General features: G+C 64.0%; 25 protein-coding genes and 1 tRNA gene. 12 read left to right on the plus strand and 14 right to left on the minus strand.

The genetic code is table 11. The annotated features are described in order from the left end of the window. Positions 1 to 25 precede the first annotated feature (25 nt). The 3 genes from ACZI8R_RS14135 to ACZI8R_RS14145 are packed head-to-tail and all read left to right on the plus strand — an operon-like array spanning position 26 to position 3,169. Entirely contained in the window at positions 26 to 1,192 is a 1,167-nt protein-coding gene (locus ACZI8R_RS14135) for a hypothetical protein (protein WP_463380269.1), read from the plus strand. Continuing rightward, complete coding sequence (locus ACZI8R_RS14140) at positions 1,189 to 1,980, plus strand: SDR family oxidoreductase (protein ID WP_463380270.1); 792 nt, start codon at positions 1,189 to 1,191, stop codon at positions 1,978 to 1,980. The genes ACZI8R_RS14135 and ACZI8R_RS14140 overlap by 4 nt, the downstream gene beginning before the upstream one ends. A 31-nt stretch (positions 1,981 to 2,011) precedes the next feature. Continuing rightward, positions 2,012 to 3,169, plus strand: a complete 1,158-nt coding sequence (locus ACZI8R_RS14145) for a sulfotransferase family protein (protein ID WP_463380271.1) — start codon at positions 2,012 to 2,014, stop codon at positions 3,167 to 3,169. Here the strand turns inward: ACZI8R_RS14145 and ACZI8R_RS14150 are convergent. Continuing rightward, a complete protein-coding gene (locus ACZI8R_RS14150) occupies positions 3,145 to 3,705 on the minus strand; it encodes an arsenate reductase/protein-tyrosine-phosphatase family protein (protein ID WP_463380272.1) in 561 nt (186 codons plus the stop codon). The two genes, ACZI8R_RS14145 and ACZI8R_RS14150, sit on opposite strands and share 25 nt — an antisense overlap. 257 nt (positions 3,706 to 3,962) lie before the next feature. On the opposite strand from ACZI8R_RS14150, the gene ACZI8R_RS14155 reads away from it, so the two are divergent. The 3 genes from ACZI8R_RS14155 to ACZI8R_RS14165 all read left to right on the plus strand — a co-directional run bounded on the left by ACZI8R_RS14155 (position 3,963) and on the right by ACZI8R_RS14165 (position 5,685). Next, positions 3,963 to 4,400: an HIT family protein gene (locus ACZI8R_RS14155; protein ID WP_463380273.1), complete on the plus strand. Its 438-nt coding sequence runs from the start codon at positions 3,963 to 3,965 to the stop codon at positions 4,398 to 4,400. 74 nt (positions 4,401 to 4,474) lie between these two features. Beyond that, entirely contained in the window at positions 4,475 to 5,083 is a 609-nt protein-coding gene (locus tag ACZI8R_RS14160; RefSeq protein ID WP_463380274.1) for a ClpP family protease, read from the plus strand. Between the two features lie 2 nt (positions 5,084 to 5,085). Then, positions 5,086 to 5,685: an ATP-dependent Clp protease proteolytic subunit gene (locus ACZI8R_RS14165; protein WP_463380276.1), complete on the plus strand. Its 600-nt coding sequence runs from the start codon at positions 5,086 to 5,088 to the stop codon at positions 5,683 to 5,685. Positions 5,686 to 5,701: 16 nt separating this feature from the next. Here ACZI8R_RS14165 and galK read toward each other — a convergent pair whose 3' ends face one another. Genes galK through ACZI8R_RS14180 form a run of 3 tightly spaced genes read right to left on the minus strand, consistent with a single transcriptional unit; the run spans position 5,702 to position 8,711 of the window. Continuing rightward, positions 5,702 to 6,808 (minus strand): galactokinase, encoded by a 1,107-nt coding sequence (gene galK, locus ACZI8R_RS14170; RefSeq protein WP_463380277.1) that lies wholly within the window; start codon positions 6,806 to 6,808, stop codon positions 5,702 to 5,704. Then, on the minus strand, positions 6,805 to 7,932 hold the full coding sequence (gene galT, locus ACZI8R_RS14175; protein WP_463380278.1) for a galactose-1-phosphate uridylyltransferase: 1,128 nt from the start codon (positions 7,930 to 7,932) through the stop codon (positions 6,805 to 6,807). The genes galK and galT overlap by 4 nt, the downstream gene beginning before the upstream one ends. Next, positions 7,929 to 8,711, minus strand: a complete 783-nt coding sequence (locus ACZI8R_RS14180; RefSeq protein WP_463380447.1) for a DeoR/GlpR family DNA-binding transcription regulator — start codon at positions 8,709 to 8,711, stop codon at positions 7,929 to 7,931. Before ACZI8R_RS14180 ends, galT begins: the two co-directional genes overlap by 4 nt. A 160-nt stretch (positions 8,712 to 8,871) precedes the next feature. Between ACZI8R_RS14180 and ACZI8R_RS14185 the strand changes: the two genes are divergently transcribed. Beyond that, positions 8,872 to 10,578 (plus strand): sodium:solute symporter family protein, encoded by a 1,707-nt coding sequence (locus ACZI8R_RS14185; RefSeq protein WP_463380279.1) that lies wholly within the window; start codon positions 8,872 to 8,874, stop codon positions 10,576 to 10,578. A gap of 27 nt (positions 10,579 to 10,605) precedes the next feature. Next, positions 10,606 to 10,881 carry a hypothetical protein gene (locus tag ACZI8R_RS14190; RefSeq protein ID WP_463380280.1) on the plus strand — a complete coding sequence of 92 codons (276 nt, stop codon included), beginning with the start codon at positions 10,606 to 10,608 and terminating at the stop codon, positions 10,879 to 10,881. Positions 10,882 to 10,895: 14 nt separating this feature from the next. On the opposite strand, the gene ACZI8R_RS14195 is transcribed toward ACZI8R_RS14190, so the two are convergent. Beyond that, a complete protein-coding gene (locus ACZI8R_RS14195; RefSeq protein ID WP_463380281.1) occupies positions 10,896 to 11,243 on the minus strand; it encodes a helix-turn-helix domain-containing protein in 348 nt (115 codons plus the stop codon). Positions 11,244 to 11,449: 206 nt separating this feature from the next. Here ACZI8R_RS14195 and asnB point away from each other — a divergent pair, with 206 nt between their 5' ends. After that, positions 11,450 to 13,282, plus strand: coding sequence for an asparagine synthase (glutamine-hydrolyzing) (gene asnB / locus ACZI8R_RS14200; RefSeq protein ID WP_463380282.1), 1,833 nt, complete (start codon positions 11,450 to 11,452; stop codon positions 13,280 to 13,282). Between the two features lie 161 nt (positions 13,283 to 13,443). On the opposite strand, the gene ACZI8R_RS14205 is transcribed toward asnB, so the two are convergent. Then, entirely contained in the window at positions 13,444 to 13,974 is a 531-nt protein-coding gene (locus ACZI8R_RS14205; RefSeq protein WP_463380283.1) for a WGxxGxxG family protein, read from the minus strand. A gap of 169 nt (positions 13,975 to 14,143) precedes the next feature. Further along, positions 14,144 to 14,214 (minus strand) — tRNA-Cys (locus ACZI8R_RS14210). A 158-nt stretch (positions 14,215 to 14,372) separates the two neighbouring features. On the opposite strand from ACZI8R_RS14210, the gene ACZI8R_RS14215 reads away from it, so the two are divergent. After that, positions 14,373 to 14,903: a MarR family winged helix-turn-helix transcriptional regulator gene (locus ACZI8R_RS14215; protein WP_463380284.1), complete on the plus strand. Its 531-nt coding sequence runs from the start codon at positions 14,373 to 14,375 to the stop codon at positions 14,901 to 14,903. A gap of 31 nt (positions 14,904 to 14,934) precedes the next feature. On the opposite strand, the gene ACZI8R_RS14220 is transcribed toward ACZI8R_RS14215, so the two are convergent. The 5 genes from ACZI8R_RS14220 to ACZI8R_RS14240 are packed head-to-tail and all read right to left on the minus strand — an operon-like array spanning position 14,935 to position 20,399. Next, entirely contained in the window at positions 14,935 to 15,711 is a 777-nt protein-coding gene (locus ACZI8R_RS14220) for an enoyl-CoA hydratase (RefSeq protein ID WP_463380285.1), read from the minus strand. Further along, the gene (gene mmsB / locus ACZI8R_RS14225) at positions 15,708 to 16,619 is read right to left on the minus strand and encodes a 3-hydroxyisobutyrate dehydrogenase (protein WP_463380286.1); all 912 of its coding nucleotides are present in this window, start codon (positions 16,617 to 16,619) and stop codon (positions 15,708 to 15,710) included. Before mmsB ends, ACZI8R_RS14220 begins: the two co-directional genes overlap by 4 nt. Next, entirely contained in the window at positions 16,619 to 17,719 is a 1,101-nt protein-coding gene (locus ACZI8R_RS14230; protein ID WP_463380287.1) for an enoyl-CoA hydratase/isomerase family protein, read from the minus strand. The genes mmsB and ACZI8R_RS14230 overlap by 1 nt, the downstream gene beginning before the upstream one ends. Continuing rightward, complete coding sequence (locus ACZI8R_RS14235) at positions 17,716 to 18,885, minus strand: acyl-CoA dehydrogenase family protein (RefSeq protein ID WP_463380288.1); 1,170 nt, start codon at positions 18,883 to 18,885, stop codon at positions 17,716 to 17,718. Before ACZI8R_RS14235 ends, ACZI8R_RS14230 begins: the two co-directional genes overlap by 4 nt. Before the next feature lie 11 nt (positions 18,886 to 18,896). Further along, positions 18,897 to 20,399 (minus strand): CoA-acylating methylmalonate-semialdehyde dehydrogenase, encoded by a 1,503-nt coding sequence (locus tag ACZI8R_RS14240; RefSeq protein WP_463380289.1) that lies wholly within the window; start codon positions 20,397 to 20,399, stop codon positions 18,897 to 18,899. Positions 20,400 to 20,563: 164 nt separating this feature from the next. Here ACZI8R_RS14240 and ACZI8R_RS14245 point away from each other — a divergent pair, with 164 nt between their 5' ends. Beyond that, positions 20,564 to 21,025 (plus strand): hypothetical protein, encoded by a 462-nt coding sequence (locus ACZI8R_RS14245; RefSeq protein WP_463380290.1) that lies wholly within the window; start codon positions 20,564 to 20,566, stop codon positions 21,023 to 21,025. A gap of 19 nt (positions 21,026 to 21,044) precedes the next feature. Here ACZI8R_RS14245 and ACZI8R_RS14250 read toward each other — a convergent pair whose 3' ends face one another. Then, positions 21,045 to 21,833 carry an SWIM zinc finger family protein gene (locus tag ACZI8R_RS14250; RefSeq protein ID WP_463380291.1) on the minus strand — a complete coding sequence of 263 codons (789 nt, stop codon included), beginning with the start codon at positions 21,831 to 21,833 and terminating at the stop codon, positions 21,045 to 21,047. Beyond that, positions 21,830 to 24,655 (minus strand): DEAD/DEAH box helicase, encoded by a 2,826-nt coding sequence (locus tag ACZI8R_RS14255; RefSeq protein WP_463380292.1) that lies wholly within the window; start codon positions 24,653 to 24,655, stop codon positions 21,830 to 21,832. The genes ACZI8R_RS14250 and ACZI8R_RS14255 overlap by 4 nt, the downstream gene beginning before the upstream one ends. A 71-nt stretch (positions 24,656 to 24,726) precedes the next feature. On the opposite strand from ACZI8R_RS14255, the gene ACZI8R_RS14260 reads away from it, so the two are divergent. Next, complete coding sequence (locus ACZI8R_RS14260) at positions 24,727 to 25,644, plus strand: NADP-dependent oxidoreductase (RefSeq protein WP_463380293.1); 918 nt, start codon at positions 24,727 to 24,729, stop codon at positions 25,642 to 25,644. Positions 25,645 to 25,675: the final 31 nt, after the last annotated feature.

The following is a 25,675-nucleotide window of genomic DNA, read 5'->3' on the forward strand; positions in this document are numbered from 1 at the left end:
GAAATTCAGTCGTGAGGAGCACGGTGTGCTGACCGATCCGTTCGCGGAAGCCCTGTCCGAGGCCGAGAAGTTGATCGAGAGCGCCCCCCACATCCGCGACGAGAAGGACCTTCTCGAGGGGTACCAGTACCTCGCCGGTGGCATTCTCGCGACGACCCATGCGGCCTGGGCCACCGAAAAGACCCACCCCTTCTTCATTTCCGGGACGGGGCCGTTCACCAAGATGGGCCTGGACAATCCCGACACGCTGTACTTCGGCGCCCGCATCAGCGACGACGTCGAGTACATCGTCACCGGGACCCGAGGCACCACCGCGGATCTCAGTTTTCAAGTCCTGAGCGGCAACTACACGTCCGCCAACGTCCCCGGCAGCGTCACCGCTTTCGACGACCGGGACATCGACATCGCTGCCGACGGGTCGTACGAGATCCGATTCGGACCGAAGCCTTCCGAAGGTGTCCGCAACTACTTCACCCTCGCCCCGGACTCGTCGCAGCTCGTGGTGCGCGAGGTGTACAGCGACTGGAGTCAGCAACGCGGCACCATCCGAATCGCACGGGCCGACACCGCAGGGACTGCTCCCGAACCGCTCACCCGCGAGAGCGTCGAGAAGCGCTATGCGCGGGCCGGAAAGGCCCTCGTATCCAGGGTGAAGACGTGGCTGCAGTTCCCCGAGTGGTTCTATCTGAAGCTGCCGGTGAACACGATGACCGAGCCCCGACTGACGCCGGGCGGCCTTGCCACCCAATACTCCTCGGTCGGACACTACGAACTCGGACCCGACGAGGCGATGATCGTGACGGTCCCGAAGTCCGATGCCCCGTACCAGGGATTTCAGCTGGGCAGCATGTGGTACATCTCGCTCGATTACATCAACCATCAGACGTCGCTCAACAACACTCAGGCGCAGGTCGATCCGGACGGAATGATTCGGCTCGTGGTCTCCGATCGCAATCCGGGTGTCGCCAACTGGATAGAGACCCTCGGACACGACCGCGGCTACCTGCAGTTCCGATGGCAGCGTGTCTCCCGCGAGTTCACCCCAGAGGACGGCCCCAGCGTGGAGGTCGTACGTTTCGACGAGGTCGCCGAGAAACTCCCGCACCAAGCGATGAACAAGATCACGGCCGACGAGCACGCGGCACGCATAGCCGCACGTCAGGCCGCCGTAGCCGACAGAATGTTGGGATGAGCGCCATGGTAAATCTGTTGCAGGACAAGGTAGTCGTCATCTCGGGGGTCGGCCCGGGACTCGGACGCACGCTTGCGCTCCGCTGCGCCGAACAGGGTGCCTCCGTGGTGCTCGCCGCCCGCACCTCGTCACGCCTGGACGAAGTGGCGAAGGAGATTGCAGACACGGGCGCCCGCTCGGTCACCGTCGCGGCCGACATCACCGATCAGGCCTCGGCGGAGAATCTGGTCACCGAGTCACTTGCCGCATTCGGACGGGTGGATGCGCTCGTCAACAACGCCTTCTCGATTCCGTCCATGAAGCCACTCGCCAGAACAGATTTCGATCACATTCGGAGCAGCATCGAACTGACCGTGCTCGGTGCCCTACGCCTCACGCAGCTGTTCACCCCGGCTCTCGCGGAGTCGAAGGGTGCCGTGGTCAACATCAATTCGATGGTCATCCGGCATTCGCAGGAACGCTACGGCTCGTACAAGATCGCGAAGTCCGCGTTGCTGGCGGCGTCTCAATCCTTGGCGACCGAACTCGGGCCACAGGGGATTCGAGTCAACTCCGTCGCGCCCGGCTACATCTGGGGCGAGACACTGAAGCAGTACTTCGCCCACCAGGCGGACAAGTACGGCACCACCGTCGACCAGATCTACGAGCACACTGCCGCGAGCACCGACCTCAAACGTCTCCCCGACACCGAAGAGGTCGCGGACGCGGCGATCTTCCTGGCGTCGCCGATGGCGAATGCAATCACGGGACAGTGCCTCGACGTCAACTGCGGCGAATTCCACCACTGAAGACCCAGACGACACCGAAGAACGGACCACGATGAGCGAACGAACAACAGTCGGAACGGTCGAGGATCTGCACGCATCTGCCACTCGCATGACGGGACTCGACGACTTCGGGGCCGACGACTACACGGAGGCACTCGGAGTTCTACTGGATTCGTACAGCACCGACGAGCAGCTGACTCCTCTGGGCAGCAAGGTGTCCCGAGTGTTTCTGCGTGGCGCCCTCGTCGCGCGGTTGCTGAGCGAAGCAGCATGGAAGCAACATCCCGAGCATGCCGAAGTAGCTCTCGACCGGCCGATCTTCGTCACCGGGCTCCCGCGTACGGGCACCACCGCACTCCACCGGCTCCTCACCGCGGACCCCTCACACCAGGGACTCGAGATGTGGCTGACCGAGATGCCGCAGCCCCGGCCGCCGCGTGAGACGTGGGAGTCCGACCCCGTGTTCCAGAAGATCGAGGAGGGGTTCGGCAAGCACCACATCGAGCATCCCGAATTCATGGGGGTGCACTACATGTCGGCCGGCGAGGTCGAGGAATGCTGGCAACTTCTGCGACAGACGTTCAAGTCGGTGTCCTACGAATGCCTGGCGCATCTGCCGACCTACTCACAGTGGCTCGACGGCCAGGACTGGACGAACGCCTATGCGCGCCACAAGAAGAACCTGCAGTTGATCGGTCTCCCCGACCGAGACAAGCGTTGGGTTCTGAAGAACCCGAGTCACCTCTTCGCGTTGGACGAACTGATGGCGGTGTACCCGGACGCGCTGATCATCCAGACGCACCGGCCGCCCGCCACGATCATCCCGTCCGTGTGCAGCCTTGCCGAGCAGGCGACCCGCGGGTGGTCGGAGAAGTTTCATGGTGACGTCATCGGCCGCGGGCAACTCGACCTGTGGGCTCGCGGGCTCGATCGGTTCACCCAGGCGCGCACGAAATACGACCCCAGGCAATTCGTGGACGTGGACTATCACGACTTCGTGGCCGATCCCCTTGCGACCGTGGAAGGGATCTATTCGTCCTTCGACCTCGACCTGTCGGCGTCTGCTCGGACAGCGATGGAAACCATGCACAACGAGAGCCGAAGCGGCGCCCGCAAGCCCGCCCACAAGTACACACTCGAAGAATTCGGCCTGACTGCGGACCAGGTGAACGAACGGTTCTCCGACTACCGATTCCAGGGCGCCGGGTAGCCCGAGGCCGGCTCGGCAGGAGCGAGATCGAAACCGCGCAGCAGTGGTAGCAGGATCGACGCGATCCGCTCCCCCACCTGTTCGTATGCCCCTGCCCTCAGCCCGACCGGATCGCTGATGTTGAGGTCCTCGTGTGGGATGTATCCGCGTCGGGCTTCGGCAAGCTCCCGAACAGTGCTCGCCCGCGTTCGCTTCGCGATGGCGTGGGCCTCGCCGAGAGTGAACGCCCGGTCCGCAGCCTCCGGCTCCAACCCTGCCGCTTGATCACGAATCTGCTCGGTCATGGCGAGCACCAGGTCGGCCTGCCCCATCATGTCGGGACGTAGCTTGCGCGCCTTGAACTCGTCGACGTCGCCGCCGAGTCCCTCGATCACACGAGCAGCAACCGGCTCGATCGGGAATCCGACCAGCGCGCGTGTACCGGCGCTCTCGGCGGTCAGATTTCGCAATCCGTGCTCCCGCGCGAAGGCATGCGTCAGCCGCTCCGCGATCGGTGATCGGCAGACGTTGCCGCTACAGAGGAACAGGACGTGCACACGGCGTACGTTAGTGGGCCGATTCGTCCGATTCTGCTGCTGATCAGCACGATCGGATCGGCGACGCCGTGCGTTCACCGTGACGTACGAAGTGTTCACGTCCCGGCCCGCGAATCGACATGATCGGACCTGGAAAGGCCTGGTCACCGAGTTCGATGCGGTGACGCTCGGCACCGACGCGATCTTTGTCACCTCTGGTATGAAGAGCGTGAGATCAACGGCAGATTTCCAACCCGAGAAGGGCCTCGAGTGAGCTGATGACCAACTGTGTGTTCTGCGAGATCGTGTCCGGAACGAGCCCCGCGAGACGGGTGTACGAGGACGAACACGTTCTGGCGTTTCTCGACATTCGGCCGGTGTCCCGCGGCCACACCCTCGTCATACCGAAGCTGCACTACGACGACCTCACTGCGACGCCCGCGGACTCGGCAGCACGCATGTTCCGAGTCGGGCACACCTTGGCTCGGGCCGCCCGGATATCGGACCTGCACGCGGACGGCGCGAACCTCGTCGTGAACGACGGCAAGGCTGCGTTTCAGACCGTGGGCCACACCCACCTGCATGTGGTGCCCCGGCACAAGGGCGACGTACTGCGCTTCGTGAAAGGGTTCCTGCTGCGTCGAGGCTCCGACCCCGAGGGCACCGCAGCAACCATCAGAGCGGGCCTCGCCAGAACCGACGCCCCCGAGCAATAGCCGGGAACTGCATGTCCGTCTGCCCTGAGCAGACATATGGGCTCGTCGTGACGATTCGGCGGTACCAATGAGGCATGACATCGACAGAACTTTCCGACCGCGGCTATCGCGACGTATTGGCAGACAGGCTTTTTCGGCGGCGCATCGTGTCCCTCACAGGTGAAGTGGACGATGCGATGGCCGAACGGGCATGTTCCGAACTCGTGCTTCTTGCTTCTGAGGACGAGAAGCGAGACATCGTCGTCTACATCAATTCCCCCGGCGGATCGGTGTTCGCAGGCCTTGCGATCTACGACACCATGAAGCTGATTCCCAACGATGTGGTGACCGTGGCGATGGGCTTCGCGGCGAGCATGGGTCAGGTCCTCTTGTGTTCCGGCACGCACGGCAAGCGGATCAGCCTCGCGCACAGCCGGATCATGATGCATCAGCCTTCGGCCGGCATCGGAGGAACTGCCGTCGACATCGCGATCCAGGCGGAGAGCCTCGAAGTGATGAAGCAGCAGTCCAACCGGATTCTCGCGGACGAGACCGGGCACACGGTGGAGGAGATCGCCGCCGACAGCGATCGTGACCGCTGGTTCACCCCCGAACAGGCCGAAGAGTACGGAATCGTCGACCGCGTCGTCACGTCCCTCGCCGATATCGCGCCACACACCACAGCACCCCGGATCGGACTGTGATCATGTCTCAATACACGATTCCCAACGTCATCGAACGCACGCCGACAGGCGAACGATCGTTCGACATCTTCTCTCGACTCCTCAACGAGCGCATCGTCTTTCTCGGAACCGAGATCGACGACGGAGTCGCGAACGTGATCATGGCCCAACTGCTCCATCTGCAGGCCGAGAGTCCGGACCGCGAGATCGGCATCTACATCAATTCACCGGGCGGTTCGACGACGGCAATGCTCGCGATCTACGACACGATTCAGTTTCTCCGTCCGACGATTGCCACGTATTGCATGGGACAGGCAGCGTCGGCGGCGGCGGTTCTCCTTGCCGCGGGCACCGCAGGCCACCGTTACGTTCTCCCGCATTCTCGGGTACTGCTGCATCAACCCTCGTCACAGGGACAGGGCACCATTTCCGATCTCGCGCTCCAGGCGGCCGAGATCCTGCGGATACGTGCGCAGACGGAACAGATCCTCGAGAAGCACACCGGACAGAGCGCGGCCGACCTGCGGAAAGACACTGATCGGGACCGCATCTTCACAGCCCAGGCCGCGATCGATTACGGACTCGCCGACCACCTCATCCCCAACGCCCCTGTGAGTGGTTAGCGAGTCCCGAGACTCCTCAACCGCGCACGGGGGTGGTGTGGGCGCCGTCTCCGGCGTGGGCGAGGAAGACGTCGGGTGCCGGGTAGCCGCCTTCGCGAATGTCATGACGCACCGCGTCGGCGAGGGTCGCGACGTCGTCGGTGCGCACCAAGGCGATCACGCAGCCTCCGAACCCTCCCCCGGTCATCCGCGCACCGAGCGCGCCGTGGCGCACGGCAGATTCGGCGATGAGATCGATGTGGGGTGTCGTGATCTCGAAGTCGTCACGCATCGATGCGTGTGACCGAGTCATGTGCTCGCCGACCGCAGCCAAGTCGCCGGACGACAGCGTGGTTGCGCAGTCGAGAACCCGCTGGTTCTCGGTCAGAATGTGCCGTACCCGTCGACGATCCGTGGCGTCGTCGATGCGATTCAACGTGCGTTCGAGATCCTCGTGCTGAACCCGGCGCAGGGAGTCGACTCCCAAAGTCCGTGCCGCTCGCGCGCACGACTCTCGCCTCGCGGCATACTCGCCCGTCGAATGATGGTGCGCAGCATTCGAATTGATCACCACCAGTGAGAAACCCTTTGCGCCCGGATCGAAGCTGACCGGGGAGACGGCCGAGGTGTCGAAGTCGATCAGCAGGGCCCGGCCCGATTCTCCGTACAACGACGCGAGCTGGTCCATGAGACCGGTCGGTGCGCCCACGAAGTCGTTCTCCCCTCGCTGCGCGATACGTGCGAGTTCGAGACGGTCCAGAGACGTGCCCGTCACCGCGTTCATGGCGAGCAGGACCGCGCACTCGAGCGCCGCGGAAGACGACAATCCGGCGCCGATCGGCACCTCACTGCTCACCGTCATCGTTCCACCCACGACCGGATATCCCGCCGACGTGAGTGCCCACACGGCCCCTGCCGGATAGGCGGACCAGCCGCCCACGTCTCCCGGCGCGGTGTGTAAATCGAACGTGATCCCGGCGCCCTGTTCACTACTCTCGAGTCGAATGGTGGACGAGTCGTCCGGGACGAAGTCGACGGTGGTCGTCTCGGTCAACGCGATCGGCATCGCATAGCCCTGGTTGTAATCCGTGTGCTCGCCGATCAGATTGATTCGACCGGGCGCCCGCGCCACTACTCGCCTCACGACGCTGCGTCTCCCTGATCGCCTACCGCTCGAAGCGACGCCGCCATCCCTTCGGGAGTGACATCCGTGATGAACGCGTCCATCGCGGATTCCGAACCGGCGAGGAACTTGAGCTTCGTGGCCGACCGGCGCACCGACATGAGTTCGATATGGAAGTAGCCGTGGCGCTGAATCGCTTCCGGACGGTACTGGTGCAGCGCCGAGATGTACGGCAGCGACGTCGGGTACAACCGATCGAACCGCCTGAGAACGTCGAGGTAGATCGAAGTGAGTGCGTCGCGCTCGGGATCGGTGAGTTGAGTGAGGTTGTGCACGTGCCGATTCGGGTAGATGTGCACCTCGACGGGCCACCGGGCGGCGAACGGCACGAACGCCGTGAAGAAGTCGTTCGACGTGACCACCCGAACCGCGTCGGACACTTCACTCGAGAGGATGCGCGCGAACAGATTCTGCCCCGACTCCTCGTTCGAATACGCTTCCGCCCGGCGCAGCATCGACGCGGTACGCGGGGTCGCGTACGGGTAGCCGTAGATCTGACCGTGCGGGTGCGACAGCGTCACACCGATCTCCTCGCCGCGATTCTCGAAGCAGAACACCTGCTCGATTCCGTCCATACCGAGCATGGCCTCGGTCCGCTGGGACCACACATCGACGACGAGCCGGGCGTGCGCGTGCGACAACTCGGCGAAGGACATGGTGTGTTCACTCGAAAAGCAGATGACCTCGCAACGGCCGACACCCGGAACCGACGTGGGCTCGGTCGGCGAGGGCGCCGGCAGTCCCGGAGCGCCTGTACCGGCGCCGGACAGGCTCGGGAACCGGTTCTCGAACACGACGACGTCGTAGTCTGCCGCCGGCACCTCACTGGAATCGCCGTGTGGCGACGGGCACAGCGGACACAGATCGGAGGGCGGCTTGTACGTGCGGTCCTGTCGGAGAGCCGCGATCGCCACCCAGTCACCGGTCGCTCTGTCGTATCGGACCTCCGAGGATGTCTTCACTGGGCGCGGCGGCAATGGCCTGACGTCTCGGACGGGCCGTGCCGTGTTGCCCGGCAATGAGTAGAAAGTGATGCCACGCCCGTCTGCGAGCGTGGTGGACACGGAGTCGTGGTCGTTCGTCATGACGCCTCCGTATCGGCCACGACGATCTTGATGCCGTGCTGAGTGAGTTCGGTGCGCGCCGACTCGTCCAGTCCGTCGTCGACCACCAATGTGTCGACGGCGGCGATCCTCGCGAACATCGCGGTACCCACCTCCCGATGCTTGGTGTTGTCGGCGAGCACGAACAGCCGGCGCCCCGTCGCGATGAGACGTCGATTCGTCTCGGCCTCTGCGATATTCGGTGACGTGAGGCCGGAATCGACGTCGAATCCGTGTACGCCTTGAAACACGGCGTCGACGCGAAACGTGTCCAACGTGGCGTTCGCGATGGGCCCGACGAGAGCATCCGACGGGGTCCTCGAACCTCCTGTCAGGTAGACGGTCGGATCCGAGCCGTCGGCGTGTGCCGTCAGTTCCTGGAAGATCGAGATCGAGTTGGTGACGACGGTGATACTCGCTCGTCCGCGCAGCAGGCGCGCGAATTCCAGAGTGGTGGTACCCGCACTGATCGCGATGGTCATTCCGTCCTCGACGACCCCCACTGCGGCACGCGCGATCGCAACCTTCTCCGCGTGCTGGCGCGCTGCCTTGTCCGTCGAAGGCGGCTCCACTCCGCGATTGCCGCGAGCGATGGCGCCGCCGTGGACCTTTCTGAGGACTTCCCGCTCGTCCAGAACGTCCAGATCACGCCGAATGGTCATCTCGGACACGCCGAGTTGTTCGGCGAGTTCCACCACTCGAACCGCACCGTCGCTCCGCAGGGCAACCGTGATCCGTTCATGCCGCTCTGCTGCGAGCATGCTCACCCACTTCCGATTCCATCCTCAGATTTCGAACATTACCAAACATCAACACCCTCAACCGCACCACACGGTGTAAGTATTTGTTCGACTCTGTTACTTTACGTCCCACATCGATCACATCGGTGATCCAGCTCACTCGACCAGGGGAGGTTGACGCGTGACGTCGAACCTTGCGGCGGAAGGCGTGTTGTCGTTCAACACGAACGCGCTCGACTACGTACTCATCGCCGTGTACTTCATCTTCGTTCTCGGCATCGGGTACGTCGCCCGACGGCAGCTCTCGACGAGCCTCGACTTCTTCCTGTCGGGCCGCCGCCTGCCGGCGTGGGTCACCGGCATCGCCTTCGTTTCGGCGAATCTCGGTGCCGTGGAGATCATGGGCATGTCGGCCAACGGCGCACAGCTCGGGCTCGCCACGATGCACTACTACTGGATCGGCGCCATCCCCGCGATGATCTTCCTGGGCATCGTCATGATGCCCTTCTACTACGGCTCGAAAGTCCGCAGCGTTCCCGAGTTCATGCGCAGACGCTTCGATTCGCGGGCACACCTCGTCAACGCGATCAGCTTCGCGGTGGCACAGATCCTCATCGCCGGAGTCAACCTCTTCCTGCTGGCGACGGTCGTGAAAGTTCTTCTCGGATGGTCACTATGGGTTTCGCTCATCGTGGCCGCCGCGATCGTGCTGACCTACACGGTCCTGGGCGGCCTCTCGGCTGCGATCTACAACGAGGTGCTGCAGTTCTTCGTCATCCTCGCGGCGCTCGTTCCCTTGACCGTCATCGGTCTGATCAAGGTCGGCGGCTGGTCCGGGCTTCGTGAGAAGGTGGTTCCCACAGAGACGGACGGCACCGTCACCGCCTCCGCGAGCGAACAGCTTTCGTCGTGGCCGGGTCAGGCACTGAGCGGGTTCGACTCCCCGATCCTTTCGGTGGTCGGCATCGTGTTCGGCCTCGGTTTCGTGTTGTCGTTCGGCTACTGGACCACCAACTTCGTCGAGGTCCAGCGCGCGATGGCATCGAGTTCGATGTCGGCCGCCCGCCGCGCACCGATCATCGGTGCGATCCCGAAGATGCTGGTGCCCTTCGTCGTGGTGGTTCCCGGCATGATCGCGGCCGCCTCGATCGGGGACATGATCAACCTGAAGCAGAACGGCACCGGAGACATCACCTACAACGACGCCATGCTGTTGATGATGCGGGACATCCTGCCCAACGGACTGCTCGGAGTCGCGATTGCCGGTCTGATGGCCGCCTTCATGGCCGGCATGGCCGCAAACATCTCGGCCTTCAACACCGTGTTCAGTTACGACCTGTGGCAGCAGTACATCGTGAAGGACCGCGAGGACGGCTACTACATCACGGTGGGCCGGGTCGCAACGGTCGCGGCGACGATCCTCGCGATCTTCACGGCGTTGATCGCGTCTGGTTACTCCAACCTCATGGACTACCTGCAGACCCTGTTCGGCTTCTTCAACGCGCCCCTGTTCGCGACGTTCATTCTGGGTATGTTCTGGAAGCGCATGACTTCTGCGGCAGGCTGGATCGGACTGGTGGCGGGCACCGGATCGGCGGTGTTCGTCTTCATCCTTCAGGAGGTCGGTGTCCTGAACCTTCCTGGGCAGGGCATGCCGTTCGTGGCCGCGTCGGCCGCCTTCATCGTGGACATCGCAGTGAGCGTCGTGGTCAGTTTGACGACGCAGCCCAAGCCCGCGAAGGAACTCGTGGGCTTCGTGTACTCCGAGACTCCCCAGGAACTGTTCGACGACCCGGAAGACGCGACCAATCCCTGGTACAAGCGTCCAGTTCCGCTGGCCGGGTTCACACTTGGCCTCGTCGTCATCCTCAACGTGATCTTCCACTGACCCACTCCGATCCGAAGGGACCAGAGAATGACAACTCCCGACAAGACTCCCAGCGTGGTGGCCCGGCTGCTCGACATCCGGAGCATCATCGCCGCACTGCTCGGCATCTACGGCTTGCTGCTGACCCTGGCCGGTCTGTTCCCCTCCGCGTTCGGTGAGCGCACCCACTCGAATCCATCCAACAACGTCGTGGACATGAGCGTGGGAACCAGCGCGAACCTGTGGGTCGGCCTGATCATGCTCGGCATCTCACTCGTATTCGCCGTGTGGGTACTACTGCGCCCACAGATCGTCGGCGATTAGCAGCGTCGCAGGAATCACGCCGCCATCAGGGTCGGGCCGTTGACAGCGGGCCGGCCCTGACTGCGGTTCATCCGGCGAACCGACCGAAAGAGAAGCTGATCGACCGGTAGGTCCAGGGCGCCACACACCGACCGCAGCATCTCCGACGAGGGCTCCTTCAGCCCGCGCTCGACCTCCGACAGGTACTGCTTCGACATTCCGACCGTGCGCGCCACGTCGTCCAGGCTCCGCTCTTGATCGAGGCGCTCCTCGCGCAGCACTCGCCCGTACACCTCTCGAACGAGTGGCAAGGGCGGGGCCGGCGAATCGGCCGGGGCCGAGCCACCGCCGACCACCAAGGTGAGTCTGCGTTGCGCGTCCATATCTCGAATTCTTGCACCACCCGGAGACGTGCGCGGCACTGTTCACGCAGAGCAGATTCGCGATCTCGAATGCCGGGGTCATACCCCGGTCAAGAGAAGGTAAACGACTGAGGGGCAGTCGAATCCACCTGTTGACGACAGAACCTACCGGCGAGTAAACAGTAGTTAGCTTTGCACAATAAGAACTGCGTCGGGATGGAGTCGAAATGTGCGGGATCAGCGGTTGGGTGTCGTTCGAGCGTGACCTCAGGGCCCTCGAACACACCGGTGAATCCATGGCGGCCACGATGATCAAACGCGGACCGGACGACGGGGGCGTATGGACCGCCCGCCATGCACAGATGGGCCACCGCCGACTCTCCATCATCGATCTGGAAGGCGGCGTGCAGCCGATGACGGTGTCCACGGAGACCGGCGACGTCACGATCGTCTACTCGGGTGAGGCCTACAACTTCAAAGAACTCGAACGCGAACTGGCGCGACGAGGACATCGCTTCGACACGTCCTCCGATACCGAGGTCGTGCTCCACGGCTACCTCGAATGGGGCCCGGAGGTCGTCGAGAAGCTCAACGGCATGGTGGCTTTCGCCATCTGGGACGACCGGACGGAATCACTGCTGCTGGCCCGCGACCGGATGGGCATCAAGCCCCTGTACTACTACCCCACCGCCGACGGACTCATGTTCGGGTCCGAGCCGAAGGCGATTCTCGCGAACCCGTCGGTGCCGCGCGTGGTCGATGCGGACGGTGTTCGCGAAATGTTCTCCATGGTCAAGACTCCGGGTGCGGCCATCTGGAAGGGCATGTACGAACTGGAGCCCGGCACTCTCATGACTCTCGACCGGTCCGGTAGCCGCGTTCACCGCTACTGGCATATCGAGGCACGCGAGCACACCGACGACCAGAAGACCACCGTGGCACACGTCCGCGAACTACTCGAGGACATCGTCGCTCGGCAACTCGTCTCCGACGTCCCGCGCTGCACGCTTCTGTCGGGCGGTCTCGATTCCTCCGCACTGACCGCGATGGCGGCCGAGCAACTGCGCGGAAAGGAAACCGTCAACACGTACTCGGTCGACTTCACCGGACACGAGGAAGGATTCACACCCGACGACATGCGGGCGACACCGGACGGGCCGTATGCCCGGGACGTCGCCGAGAACTCACGCACGCGCCACGAGAACATCGTCCTCGACCCCTACGACCTCGCGGATGCCGACGTGCGCCGAGCGGCCGTCTCGGCGCGCGACTTGCCGATCGGGCTCGGGGACATGGATCCCTCCCTGTATCTGCTCTTCAAAGCAGTCCGCGAGCGCTCCACCGTCGCACTGTCCGGTGAGTCCGCCGACGAGGTGTTCGGCGGCTACAAGTGGTTCTACGACAAGGACGTCCGCGACGGCGATCGATTCCCCTGGCTTACCCTCGACGCGGAGTGGGCCACCCCGGTCGCCATGGACAAGGGGCTCGTCTCGTCGTTGAAGCTCGAGCAGTTCGCGGCCGACGAATACCGCAAGGCAATTGCCGAGGTCCCTCATGTGAGCAGCGCGGATCCGTTCGAACGGCGCATGCGCGAATTGTGCTACCTGCATCTCACCCGATTCGTGCGCATCCTCCTCGATCGCAAGGATCGAATGAGCATGGCTGCGAGCCTCGAGGTGCGCGTGCCGTTCTGCGATCACCGACTCGTGGAGTACGTGTTCAACACGCCGTGGTCGATGAAGACATTCGACGGGCGTGAGAAGTCGATCCTGCGCGCCGCCACCGCAGATCTGCTTCCGCAATCCGTCGTCGATCGAGTGAAGAGCCCTTACCCCTCTACTCAAAATCAGTCCTACAACAAGGCAATTCAGGGGCAGGTCATGGACCTGCTCGCCGACCCGAACGCGCCGGGGCGCGAGTTCCTCGACGTCGACCGTCTTCGACAGTCGGCCACCCGCGACGTCGCGGAGCTCGACATGATGAGTCGTCAGCCGCTCGAGCAGGCCCTGAACTTCTCGGCGTGGTTCGACCTCTACCGGCCGACCGTCAACGTGAGCTGACCGCCACCTTCGGCGCAGCCCTCGCGGCGAGAACCGTTTCGGACGCCGGAGTCAGCCTTGCCGGAATGCAGTGGCCGGTCGGAGCCGATCGGCCAAGCGTCGTTTCACACGCGGCCGATCGGCTCCGTGGGCTCAGATATCCGGGGCCCAGAGCTGGACGCTTACCTGGGGTCGGTGGGGTTCGTCGGGTCAGTCAGGTGCGACGTCGTGCGGTCGGCGGGGTTGGTCGTCGTCGTCCGAGTCGTGGGATTCGCCGGACGCGTACCCACATCAGGGGTGTGGGGTGCAGTTCGGATGGGGTTCTTGTCTTTCTTGGGCTTCAAGCCGCCCAAACCGAGCAGACCCAGGAGACCGAGTAGGCCCCACAACCCGGTCTTGTCACTGCCGTTGTCGTCGTTGTCGTTGTCGTTGTCGTTGATATCCGGCGTGTCCTGCGTGTGGACGGTCGAGCTCGCGGTCGCCGGAAGCTCGAACGAGGTAGCTTGTGCCACCCCCGCACCTCCGATTGACAGCGCAATTGCGGTCAACGTTGCGGCTAGGGTCCTACGCATGATTTGTCTCCTGACAGATCGGGAAGTTCGGACCAAAGGGACGCTACCCGCCTGAAAACCAGGATATTCGAAAACGGAAACTACATTTCGGCCACAAAATACAATTGCCGGAAGGTACGCAACCGCGCAGGTCAACACCATCTATTGACCCAAGATCGGGTTACATCAATGACATTCTTCGCCTGTGCGAGCCCGAATACCCACTATTAGTCACCGAATACGAATTCGTTCGGAAAGCACATCCTTCGCGACCGAATAGACCGGAAATGAGGGTGAAATAGAACAGAACAGGTAGTCGATCCCTGACGTGAGCGAGTGACGGGATTCGAACCCGTGTGAACGGCTTTGCAGGCCGGTGCCTTGCCTCTCAGCCACACCCGCATCGATGACTGCTGCGTCATCGATCACTATTCTGCCCACACCGAGCATCCGGAACCACAGTTCTGCTCAGCCTGATTCGAGCTGCGGGTGCGAACCGAGCGGACACGAATTCGGCGACCGTGACGGTACGTATCGAAGGGTCGTGGGAGGATCGGGGCATGGCTCCGTCACCGCTCCCCCTGGACCCGATCGAAGAGGCCCACCGGCAGTGGATCGCGCACGGCTGGGGCGATGTGGCCGACGGCATGGCGGCCGTCACCTCGGTGATGCGGGCGCAACAGATCTACATGGCGCGTGTCGAAGAGGTGCTGAAACCGGCAGGTCTGACCTTCGCACGGTACGAGCTACTGACCCTTCTCACGTTCACACGGACGGGGGCCCTGCCGATGGCGAAAGCGAGTGCGCGTCTGCAGGTTCACCCGACGAGCGTGACCAACGCCGTAGATCGACTCGAGGCTGCCGAACTGGTCAAGCGCGTACCTCACCCCAGCGACCGCAGGACGACGCTCGTCGAGATCACCGATGCCGGACGCACGCTGGCGGTGGAATCGACCGAACGTCTCAATGCTCAGGTCTTTGCGCAGCCCGGACTGGGAGACGACGAGCTCGCGCGGATGATCCGGATCCTGGCACAACTGCGGCGCACCGCCGGTGATTTCGACACCGGCGATGCGCCGACAAGATGGTGACCGCCAGACTCTGTCGGCGGTGGTCGAACACTCAGCGGTGGTTGAACTCAGGGGAACGCTTCTCGACGAACGCAGCCATACCCTCGCTCTGATCCTCGGTCGCGAATGCCGAGTGAAAGACGCGACGCTCGAATCGGATTCCCTCTTCGAGGGTGGTCTCGTACGAGCGATTGACCGCTTCCTTCGCCATCATCGCGATAGGCAACGACATCTCGGCGATGGTGGTCGCGGTCTTCAATGCCTCGTCGAGCAGGTCGGCTGCCGGGATGATGCGTGAAACCAGGCCGGCACGCTCCGCCTCCTCGGCATCCATGTTGCGGCCGGTGAGACACATTTCCATGGCCTTCGCCTTGCCTACCGCACGAGTGAGCCGCTGCGAGCCACCGATACCGGGGATGACACCCAACTTGATCTCCGGCTGTCCGAACTTGGCGGTGTCGGCGGCGAGAAGGACATCGCACAGCATGGCAAGTTCGCAGCCGCCGCCGAGTGCGTAGCCGGAAACCGCCGCGATCGTGGGCTTACGCGCCTTCGCCAACCGTTCCCAGCCTGCGAAGAAGTCGTTCAGGTACATGTCCATGTACGTCTTCGGCGCCATCTCCTTGATGTCTGCGCCGGCCGCGAACGCGCGGTCCGAGCCGGTGATCAGGATTGCACCGATACCGTCGTCCGCCTCGAGTTCTTCTGTCGCGGCGACGACCTCACGCATCAGCTCCGAGTTCAACGCGTTGAGTGCCTTGGGCCGGTTCAGGGTGATGATCCCGACGCGGCCCTTGCGCTCGAGCAGGATGCTGTCGAATTCGGTCACTTGTCCACCTCACTGGAATTCTTTGCTGATCGATCCCGGATGTCGTCGATGATCGCGGAGAAGTCGCGTCCACCGGATCCGGCCTCGTTGAACTTGCCGTAGAGCTCGGCCGCGCGCAATCCCAGCTCGGCATCGACGCCGTTGGCACGCAACGCATTGGTGGCCAGCCCCAGGTCCTTGTCCATCAGAGCGACTGCGAATCCGGGCTGGTAGTCGTTGTTCGCCGGGCTCGTCGGTACCGGGCCGGGAACCGGGCAGTTGGTGGTGAGCGCCCAGCACTGGCCTGATGCGTTCGACGCGACGTCGAACAGGGCCTGATTGGTGAGTCCCAGCTTCTCCCCCAGGACGAACGCCTCGCTCACTGCAATCATCGAGACGCCGAGAATCATGTTGTTGCACAGCTTCGCGGCCTGTCCGACGCCCGCATCACCGCAATGAACGACCTTGCGGCCCATCACGTCCAGAAGGGGCTTGGCCGACTCGAACTCCTCGACCGAGCCACCGACCATGAATGCCAGAGTTCCGGCGGTCGCGCCCACGACGCCGCCCGAGACCGGCGCGTCCACCGCGCTGTGACCGGCGTCGATCGCACGCTTGTGCGCCGCCTGCGCATCCGCCACATCGATGGTGGAACTGTCGATGAACAGCGTTCCCGGCTTCACGGCGGGGACGATCTCGTCGTACAAACCGAGGACGTGCTTGCCGCTGGGCAGCATCGTGATCACCACGTCCGCACCGTCGACCGCGGAGACTGCCGAATCTGCAATCGACAGACCGTCCGCCGTGGCTTGTTCGAGGGCAGCGGGCGCGAGATCGAACCCGGTCACATCGAATCCTGCGGCAACCAGGTTCGCGGCCATGGGGCCACCCATGTGGCCGAGACCGAGGAACGCAACTTTCTTACTCATTATCGTCCTTCCCGAGCATTGTCATTCCCGGCGCTGCCGATCTGCGCCGCATATGTCTGTGTCAATCCGAGTTCACGATCACCGAGTGGGGCGAAGTACGAATTCACCTGTTCGGCATCGACATCCGACAACTGCGCCGGGGACCACTTCGGATTGCGGTCCTTCTCCACGACCTGCGCACGGATTCCCTCGACGAGATCGTGCGAAGCAAGGGCCGCTGTGGACACCCGAAACTCCTGGTCCAGCACTTCTTCGAGGCTGCCGAGTTCGCGAGCCTGCCGCAGTGCCCGAAGGGTGACCGTCACCGAGGTTGGCGACTTCGCGAGGATCTGCTCCGCAGCCTTCTCCGCTCCTGCCACTCCGCTGCTCTGCAGCCGCCCCACGATCTGCGGCGCCGTCTCGGCCGAGTACGCGGCATCGATCCAGCTCTGCTGCGCAATCAGATCCGAAGCGGGCGCGGGCTGGGAGAAGGCAGCGAGAGCGTCCTCCACCGAGGTACTCGCCACGGCAGCGACGAACTCGTCCAATTTCTCGGACGGCACGAAATGATCGGCGAAGCCGCACGCGATCGCATCTCCCGCGCTCAGCCGCGCTGTGGTCAGCGCGATGTGCGTGCCCAGCTCACCGGGAGCCCGCGAGAGCAGATAGGTACCCCCCACATCGGGAACGAAACCGATACCCGTCTCGGGCATCCCGATCATGGAGCGCTCGGTGACCACGCGAACGCTGCCATGCGCGGACACCCCGACTCCGCCACCCATCACGATCCCGTCCATCAGTGCGATGTAGGGCTTGGCGTAGTTGGCGATCGCGGCGTTGAGGATGTACTCGTCGCGCCAGAAATCGAGCGACCCCGTGCCACCGCTCTTCGCGTCGTGGTAGATCGACACGATGTCGCCGCCCGCGCACAAGCCGCGTTCACCTGCGCCGGACAGGACCACCGCGCGTACGTCGTCGTCGTTCGACCATTCGAGCAAGGCTGCCGCGATCTGCTGCACCATCGCATGATTGAGCGCGTTGATCGACTTCGGGCGGTTGAGAGTGATCAGGCCGAGGCCGTCACGCTTTTCGATGAGAACCTCGGCCTCGTTACCAGTCATGCCGCTCCTTGTTTTCCGGTGGCGCTCTTCGCTGCCGAGACCACGCTACGGGCGACCACCACCCGCATGATCTCGTTACTGCCTTCGAGGATCTGATGCACGCGCAGATCCCGGACGATCTTTTCGATCCCGTACTCCGCAAGATAGCCGTATCCACCGTGCATCTGCAGCGCCTTGTTGGCGACGTCGAAACCGGTGTCGGTGCCGAAGCGCTTGGCCATCGCGCAGAGTTCGACGACGTCCGGTGCGCCCACCTGCAAGGCGTCCGCCGCCCGCCACAGCAAGGTCCGGGCGGCCTCCAGTTCCGTTCGCATGTCTGCAAGCTGAAATTGCAGCGCCGAAGAATCGATGAGCGACGATCCGAATGCTTTGCGATCCACCAGATATGCTGCGGCTTTGTCGAGTGCCGTCTGCGCGCCGCCCACCGAACAGGCCGCGATGTTGAGTCGTCCGCCGTTCAGCCCGGACATCGCGATGCGAAATCCGCCGCCGAGTTCGCCGAGAAGATTGGCAGCGGGGACGCGCACGCCCTCGAAGATCACCTGGCGCGTCGGCTGAGCGTTCCACCCCATCTTCACCTCGTTGGGGCCGAACGACAGCCCCGGCGAATCCTTGGGCACGATGAACGCCGAGATACCCTTCGGCCCCGGTTCCCCGGTGCGGGCCATCACGACGTACACGTCCGAAGTTCCCGCCCCGGAGATGAACTGCTTCACGCCGTCGAGAACGTAGTCGTCCCCGTCGGCAACAGCTTTGGTACTGAGCGCTGCGGCGTCGCTTCCCGCGCCCGGCTCGGTGAGGCAATAGCTGCCCAACCGATCCATCGAGCACAGATCCGGCAGCCAGGTGTGGCGCTGCTCGTCACTGCCGAACCGATCGATCATCCACGCCACCATGTTGTGAATGGAGATGTAGGCAGCGATCGACGGGTCGCCCTTCGCCAGTTCCTCGAAGATCCGCGCCGCATCCACGCGGGTCAGTTCGGATCCACCCACGTCCTCGCGAATGTAGATTCCGCCCATTCCGAGGGATGCCGCCTTGCGGAGAACGTCGACCGGAAAGTGCTTGGTCTGATCCCATTCGACTGCATTCGGCGCGAGGTGCTCGGCCGCGAAGTCGCGGGCCGTGTCACGAATCGCCCGCTCGTCATCGGTCAAGGTGAACATGACGAGTCCGATCAGTTCATCGTCGGGATGACGAAGTGGTCGGCCTGTTCCTTCGTGCCGGATGGCCACCGCTGCGTCACCGTCTTGGTCTTGGTGTAGAAGCGGAACGAGTCGGGTCCGTGCTGATTGAGGTCGCCGAAGCCGGACCGCTTCCACCCGCCGAACGTGTGGTAGGCGATCGGCACGGGAATCGGCACGTTGACTCCGACCATTCCCACGTTGACGCGGTTGGTGAAGTCTCGTGCCGTGTCACCGTCACGGGTGAAGATCGCAACGCCGTTGCCGTACTCGTGATCGGACGGAAGTCGCAGGGCCTCTTCGTAGTCTGCGGCGCGGGCCACCAACAGCACCGGGCCGAAGATTTCTTCCTTGTAGACCTGCATCTCGGGGGTGACCTTGTCGAAAAGGGTGGCGCCCGCGAAGAAGCCGTCCTCGTGGCCCTCCAGCGTGAAGCCGCGACCGTCCACCACTGCCTCGGCGCCCTCTTCGATACCGATCTGGATGTACTCGTCCACGCGGTCGGCGGCGGCCTTGCTGACCAGGGGACCGAAGTCGGCGCCTTCGTCGTCGCTACGACCGATCGTGAGGCCGCCGACTCGCTCCTTCAGTTTGGCGACGAGAGCATCAGCGGTCTCCTCACCGACGGGCACGGCCACGGAGATTGCCATGCACCGTTCGCCAGCCGAGCCGTAGCCTGCCCCGATGAGGGCGTCCGCCACCTCGTCGAGATCTGCGTCCGGCATCACGATTGCGTGATTCTTGGCGCCACCGAAGCACTGCGCGCGCTTGCCGTGCGCGGCAGCGGTCTCGTAGATGTACTGCGCGATCGGGGTGGAACCGACGAATCCGATCGCCTTGACGCGCTCGTCCGTGAGCAACACGTCGACAACTTCCTTGTCGCCGTTGACGACGTTGAAGACACCGGCAGGCAGACCCGCTTCGAGGAACAGCTCGGCCAGGCGCAAGGGCACCGAAGGATCGCGCTCGGACGGCTTGAGAATGAACGCATTTCCGGCCGCCAGTGCCGGGCCGGCCTTCCACAGCGGAATCATCGCCGGGAAGTTGAAGGGCGTGATGCCCGCGACCACGCCGAGCGGCTGACGCATCGAGTAGACGTCGATTCCGGTACCTGCCGACTCGGTGTACTCGCCCTTGAGCAGGTGCGGGGCGCCCATCGAGAACTCGATGACGTCGAGACCGCGCAGGATGTCGCCTTTTGCATCGGGGATGGTCTTGCCGTGCTCGGACGACAGCAGCCGTGCGAGCGAATCCATCTCGTCGTGCACCAACTGAACGAACTTCATGAGAACGCGGGCGCGCTTCTGCGGATTGAACGCAGCCCACTCGAGCTGCGCTTCGGCTGCGTTGGCGATGACGGCCTCGGTCTCTTCCTGATTCGCCAACGGGACCCGCGCCTGGACCTGGCCGGTGTTGGGATCGAAGACGTCCGCGAACCGATCGGATGCGCCGGGGACCTGCTTGCCGCCGATGAAGTGGGAGAGCTCTCGAACCATGATTGCGACCCGTCCTTGCTCAGGATTTCCTGCTCGGAAGTGTGTTACAGGGGAGCACGGATGCACCCCGCAATTTATGTCGCTCATCCTATAGTTGGATGTCCATGTATGTCTATACCTCGCGACGCCGGTTTGCTCGTCGATGCTCCGGGTACTGCTGGGTCATGAACGCCCTCCGCGATCCCCACCGGGTGACGGCCGCCGCAACACTCCGTTTCACCGCCATTGGATTTGCGAGCGGACTTCGCAGTTCGACAGGGCTCGCCACCGCACTTCTGGTCCGCAGGGCGACACCACTGCGCACTCGGAACGTTGTTACCTCCGCGCTGCTGGTCAGCGGTGAGATTGCTGCCGACAAGCATCCCAGGATTCCGTCGCGCCTGTCACCTCCCGCACTCTCGGGTCGAGTGGTCGCCGGCGCACTCGGCGCCCGGGCACTGTCACTCCGCGACGAGACCTCGACTGCTGCGGCACTTTGCCTCGGGGCCGTCGGAGCCGTGGCCGGGTCGTTCGGCGGCGCCCGCTGGAGACGATGGGCAGGCCGCCACGCCCCCGATTGGCAGGCAGCAGTGGTAGAAGACGGCGCCGCTCTCGGGCTGGCCGCCATTCTCATCAGACGGCCGTAGTCTCCCCTCGGCACGCGAGTCACCGAAGTCGGTCGTACAGCCGCTTCAGCTCGCCGACCTTGCCCTCGAGTTCACGGTCGTCCTCGCACAGCGACCGAAGCGCGCGTCGCAGCAACCCTGGGTCGAGATCGTCGATTGCCGGCCGCGACTCCGGCCGCGGCAGCGCGGGCAGCTTCGCCCGGTCTCCGAACCAGTCGTCGTCGAACTCCCCCGGCTCGCCTGACACTCCCCCCGGGTCGGCCACACCCTCCATGAGCAAGTCGAGGTCCACCCCGCGAAGCCGCAGGATCTGCAACGGATCTTCGTCGATCCGTTCGGCCGTCAGATAGGCGAGGGCGGCAGCGTGTTTGCACGGCCAGCCGACATCCGGGCAGGTGCAGTCGAACTGCAACTCGGACGGCCCCCTCGGCAACAGCGCCGGACCGAGAATCTGCGGCACCTTTCCACCCGCGAGCGTCGAGAGACTTCCGGGCGCCCTGCGAACCTGCTCGGTGAGCGCGTTGATTCGGTCGTCGTCGAGAACGGGGATCGTCACCGTTGCCGTGAACGGATGAATCTGACTGCCTTGCACTTCGCCTGACACGACACCTGCTGCGATATCGAGGGACAACACCTGCCCCGACCTCGCGTAGGTGCGACCCCGGGCCATCCGACTCTTGTCGGCGATCAAGTCGATGGTGCCCACGAATTCGCGACCCCACCAACTGCGCCCGAATCCACCTCGCCGCGACACTGCATCGAGTCCGCCGCGCACCTTTCGGGGCTTACCGAACTGCCCGAAGTACGGTCCGCGCTCTGCGGGGCTCACTCCCCCACCGCCTCGTCGCCGAGTTGCAACAGGTCGCTCAATTGTTCGGTGCTCATCTCGGTCACCCAGTTCTCGCCTGTTCCGACTGCGAGATCCGCCAACTCCTGCTTGGTGGCGATCATCAAGTCGATCTTCTCTTCCAACGTGCCCACACACACCAGTTTGCGCACCTGCACGTCACGCCGCTGCCCGATCCGGAACGCGCGGTCCGTGGCCTGATTCTCGACGGCAGGATTCCACCAACGGTCCATGTGCACGACGTGATTGGCCGCCGTCAGATTGAGACCGGTGCCGCCCGCCTTGAGGGACAGCACCATCACGGGCGGTCCCTCGGGCGACTGGAAGTTCGCCACCATGGCGTCGCGTCCGCTCTTCGTCACTCCTCCGTGCAGGAACGGGACGCTGGTGTCGAAACGCTCCGACAGGAAGGGCACGACCAAGTCGCCGAACTCACGAAACTGCGTGAACAGCAGCACCTTCTCGCCTTCGGCGATCACCGAGTCGACGATGTCTTCTATCAAGCCGAGCTTGCCCGACCGATGCCTCCCACGCTTCAACACCGTCGAGCCGTCGTGCAGGAAGTGCGCGGGGTGATTGCATACCTGCTTGAGTTTGGTCAGTGCCGCCAGCACCACACCTTTTCGTTTGATCCCCTTCTTGTCCTTGATCTGCGCCAGCATGTCGTCCACCACCGCCCGGTAGAGAGCGGCCTGCTCGGCCGTGAGGTTGGCACGCATCGTCATCTCGATCTTGTCGGGCAGATCGCTGATGACGGCAGGGTCGGTCTTGACTCGCCTGAGCACGAACGGCGACGTGACGGCTCGCAGTCGCGCCACCGCGTTCTCGTCCTTGTCCCGCTCGATCGGGACGACGAATCGCTTACGAAACATCGAGTCCGACCCGAGGATCCCACGGTTGACGAAATCGAGAATGGAACGCAATTCGTCGAGACGGTTCTCGACAGGTGTACCGGTCATGGCGACTCGATGATCGGCGACGATACTGCGTGCTGCCCTGGCCTGAGAAGTCTTGGGGTTCTTGACGTGCTGAGCCTCGTCGAGAACGATCCGCCGCCAAGTTTGTTCTTTCAGATGCGCCAGGTCGCGGGCGAGAAGGGAATACGTCGTGATGACCAGATCACTCTCCGCGACCGCCTGCATGAACGCTTCGCCGGCTTTACGCCCGGACCCGTGATGGACCAGTACCCGCAGCGCCGGCACGAAGCGTGCGGCCTCGCGTTGCCAATTGCCGACCACCGACATCGGGCACACGAGCAGCGTCGGGGTCGCCGAACGTTCGTGCGCGAGGAGGGCAAGTAGCTGAACCGTCTTGCCGAGCCCCATGTCGTCGGCCAGAACCGCGCCGAGCCCGGCATCGCTCATGAACGCCAACCAGTCCAGTCCGCGCTGCTGGTACGGCCGCAGTGTCGCGTTCAGCCCGTCCGGCACACCCACACTCTCGGGCCGGACGTTCTCGTCCAGCAGGGCACGAATCCATCCCGACGCCTCGATCTCCTCGACCGGCAGATCCCGGAGATCGTCGTCGATCAATTCCTTCAGCAGTTCGAGGATTCCGCGCTCGCCACCGCCGCCTCGTTCGGACACGTATCTCGCCGCGCGCGACAACACGTCCGGGTCCGCGCGCACCCACTCACCCCGCAAGCGAACGAGGCCACTCTTGGCGTTCACCAGCCGGGCCATCTCGTCTGCGGTGAGGACCTCGTCGCCGATCGCGAGCTCCCACTCGTACTCGAGGAGTTGATCCTTGCCCACCGCACGATCCTCGGCGGAGATCGGCGAACCCGGAGCAGCGACCTTCAGACGCATGGAAGGCGAAGCTGCCTTCCATGCCCGGGGCAACAGTAGCTGAATCCCCTTCTCCTGCAATGCGATCGCGCCGTGCGTCACCAGATCTATCACTACGGCGGTGGGCAGCATCAGGTCGAGGCTGTCCGGCGCGCTCGGCACGTCCTCGAGCCGCGGATACGCGGCCACCGCCTCGGTGAGCTTGGTGACCCCCAACTGCAGGCGCATCCGATCCGTGCGGTGCAACGGAACCGGTTCGGGAGCTTCCCCCTCGATCCTCAGACAGACCTGCAGGCGCCACAGCGCCTCGTCGGGCTCGTCGTCGCCTTCCGGCTCGAGCAGCCGCAGAACGAGTTCGGGCTCGTCGACCTTCAAACTGGCTCGCCATCGCTCCAGATCGCCCGACAGCTTCGCAGTGCCCTCGTCGAACGGGTCTCCGCGAACGAGGGCGGCCAGCATCGAATCGTCCGGATCGCGAGCATCGAGACGGCCGCGCACGATCGGGTCGGTCAACTCGGCCAACAGGTCGTCGAGGACGGCTCGCGGTCCCCCGTCGTGACGCTGCACCGCCGGCATCGCCACCGCCAGTTCGGTGCGCCAGGCGCGCTGCTGTTCACCGCCCACCAGTTCCCATCGCGGCCACCAGTCACCGTCGGCGCGGCGAAGGCCGGGAACAACTCGGCCGGCGCTCGCCCACCGCTCGATTCCTCTGGCAATGTGCGCAACATAGGCCAGGTCCCCCGAGATACGGGGGTCGCGCGGCGGCATCGCGAGGAGAAAATCCGCGGCGTCCGACGGAGCCAACGCGATCGCCGGCCATTCGACCGGATCGACACCGGTCCGGGTCGGCATGGGCACTGTCGCCCGGTGGCGAAACTTGCGTCGCAGGACCCGGTCCACGACGTTGTCCGAACTATCCGGACCGTCGGACTCCTGACCCGCCCCCGATCCCGGCGACTCCTGCCCGTCCACCCACAGCAGCAGTCCCGAACCGGGTGTCCACAAACCGTGCAGCATCAGACCATCCAATCAGGTGGTCCCGACCATCCCAATCGAGCACGGTCGACGCCGGTGGCACAGTAGGTGTCATGCCAGTCGCATACTGCTTCACCGAATACGGCGGACCCGAGACGCAACAGCTGCTCGAAGTCGCCACACCCGAACCCGGTCCAGGTCAGCTTCTGATCGCGGTTCATGCCGCAGGTGTGAACCCCGCCGACTGGAAGGTGCGCGAAGGGACGAGGAAGGACACCATTCCGGTGACGCTTCCCGCCGTTCTCGGTCGCGAGGTCTCGGGCGTGGTGACGGCGGTCGGCGAGCGAGTCGACGGATTCGCCGTGGGTGACCAGGTGTTCGGCTCGACGGCGACCGGCTTCGGTGGATATGCCGAGTACACGGTCACGAATGCGGCGTCGACCGCCGAGAAGCCCGAATCGGTGTCGTTCGCCGACGCTGCCGTGATTCCTGTCGCGATCGGGACCGCCTACGACGCACTGGCGCAGCTGAGCGTTCCCGCGGGCGGAACCTTGCTGGTCGTCGGCGCCGGAGGAGGTGTCGGACTCGCAGCTGTCCAGTTGGCCACCGCCAGCGGGGCTCGCGTCGTCGCCGCAGCCGGACCCGCCAAGAAGCAGCAGGTGGAATCACTCGGTGCGACCTGGATCGAGTCGGGCCCGGATTTGCCCACTCGCGTACGCGGCGCACGACCGATCGAGATCGACGCCGTGTTCGACGTGGTCGGCGCCGAGCTTGCCGAACTCTCCGGCCTCGTCACCGAACCATCGCGGTTGATCAGCATCGGAAACAGCTTGTCCGCCCAGGACCTCGGCGGCTCCGGTGTGGTTCGCAGACGGACGACCGCGGTGTTCACGACGATCGCAGCTCTCGTGGCCTCGGGCGATATCGATCCGCACGTTCGAACCTCGATGCCACTGACAAGGGCAGGCGAAGCCCTGTCCCTCGTCGAGTCGGGTCATTCCACAGGGAAAGTGGTCATCGAAGTGACCTGACCGGACTGTCGGGGCCGCGGGCTACTGTTCC

The organism is Rhodococcus huquni (assembly GCF_055231055.1).

Excerpts from the sequence above, each read along its gene's own strand:
- ACZI8R_RS14140 (WP_463380270.1), top strand. The coding sequence starts at position 1,189 with ATGAGCGCCATGGTAAATCTGTTGCAGGACAAGGTAGTCGTCATCTCG.
- ACZI8R_RS14145 (WP_463380271.1), top strand. The coding sequence starts at position 2,012 with ATGAGCGAACGAACAACAGTCGGAACGGTCGAGGATCTGCACGCATCT.
- ACZI8R_RS14155 (WP_463380273.1), top strand. The coding sequence starts at position 3,963 with ATGACCAACTGTGTGTTCTGCGAGATCGTGTCCGGAACGAGCCCCGCG.
- ACZI8R_RS14160 (WP_463380274.1), top strand. The coding sequence starts at position 4,475 with ATGACATCGACAGAACTTTCCGACCGCGGCTATCGCGACGTATTGGCA.
- ACZI8R_RS14165 (WP_463380276.1), top strand. The coding sequence starts at position 5,086 with ATGTCTCAATACACGATTCCCAACGTCATCGAACGCACGCCGACAGGC.
- galT (WP_463380278.1), bottom strand. The coding sequence starts at position 7,932 with ATGACGAACGACCACGACTCCGTGTCCACCACGCTCGCAGACGGGCGT.
- ACZI8R_RS14180 (WP_463380447.1), bottom strand. The coding sequence starts at position 8,711 with ATGCTCGCAGCAGAGCGGCATGAACGGATCACGGTTGCCCTGCGGAGC.
- ACZI8R_RS14190 (WP_463380280.1), top strand. The coding sequence starts at position 10,606 with ATGACAACTCCCGACAAGACTCCCAGCGTGGTGGCCCGGCTGCTCGAC.
- ACZI8R_RS14195 (WP_463380281.1), bottom strand. The coding sequence starts at position 11,243 with ATGGACGCGCAACGCAGACTCACCTTGGTGGTCGGCGGTGGCTCGGCC.
- asnB (WP_463380282.1), top strand. The coding sequence starts at position 11,450 with ATGTGCGGGATCAGCGGTTGGGTGTCGTTCGAGCGTGACCTCAGGGCC.
- ACZI8R_RS14205 (WP_463380283.1), bottom strand. The coding sequence starts at position 13,974 with ATGGTGTTGACCTGCGCGGTTGCGTACCTTCCGGCAATTGTATTTTGT.
- ACZI8R_RS14215 (WP_463380284.1), top strand. The coding sequence starts at position 14,373 with ATGGCTCCGTCACCGCTCCCCCTGGACCCGATCGAAGAGGCCCACCGG.
- mmsB (WP_463380286.1), bottom strand. The coding sequence starts at position 16,619 with ATGAGTAAGAAAGTTGCGTTCCTCGGTCTCGGCCACATGGGTGGCCCC.
- ACZI8R_RS14230 (WP_463380287.1), bottom strand. The coding sequence starts at position 17,719 with ATGACTGGTAACGAGGCCGAGGTTCTCATCGAAAAGCGTGACGGCCTC.
- ACZI8R_RS14235 (WP_463380288.1), bottom strand. The coding sequence starts at position 18,885 with ATGTTCACCTTGACCGATGACGAGCGGGCGATTCGTGACACGGCCCGC.
- ACZI8R_RS14240 (WP_463380289.1), bottom strand. The coding sequence starts at position 20,399 with ATGGTTCGAGAGCTCTCCCACTTCATCGGCGGCAAGCAGGTCCCCGGC.
- ACZI8R_RS14245 (WP_463380290.1), top strand. The coding sequence starts at position 20,564 with ATGAACGCCCTCCGCGATCCCCACCGGGTGACGGCCGCCGCAACACTC.
- ACZI8R_RS14255 (WP_463380292.1), bottom strand. The coding sequence starts at position 24,655 with ATGCTGCACGGTTTGTGGACACCCGGTTCGGGACTGCTGCTGTGGGTG.
- ACZI8R_RS14260 (WP_463380293.1), top strand. The coding sequence starts at position 24,727 with ATGCCAGTCGCATACTGCTTCACCGAATACGGCGGACCCGAGACGCAA.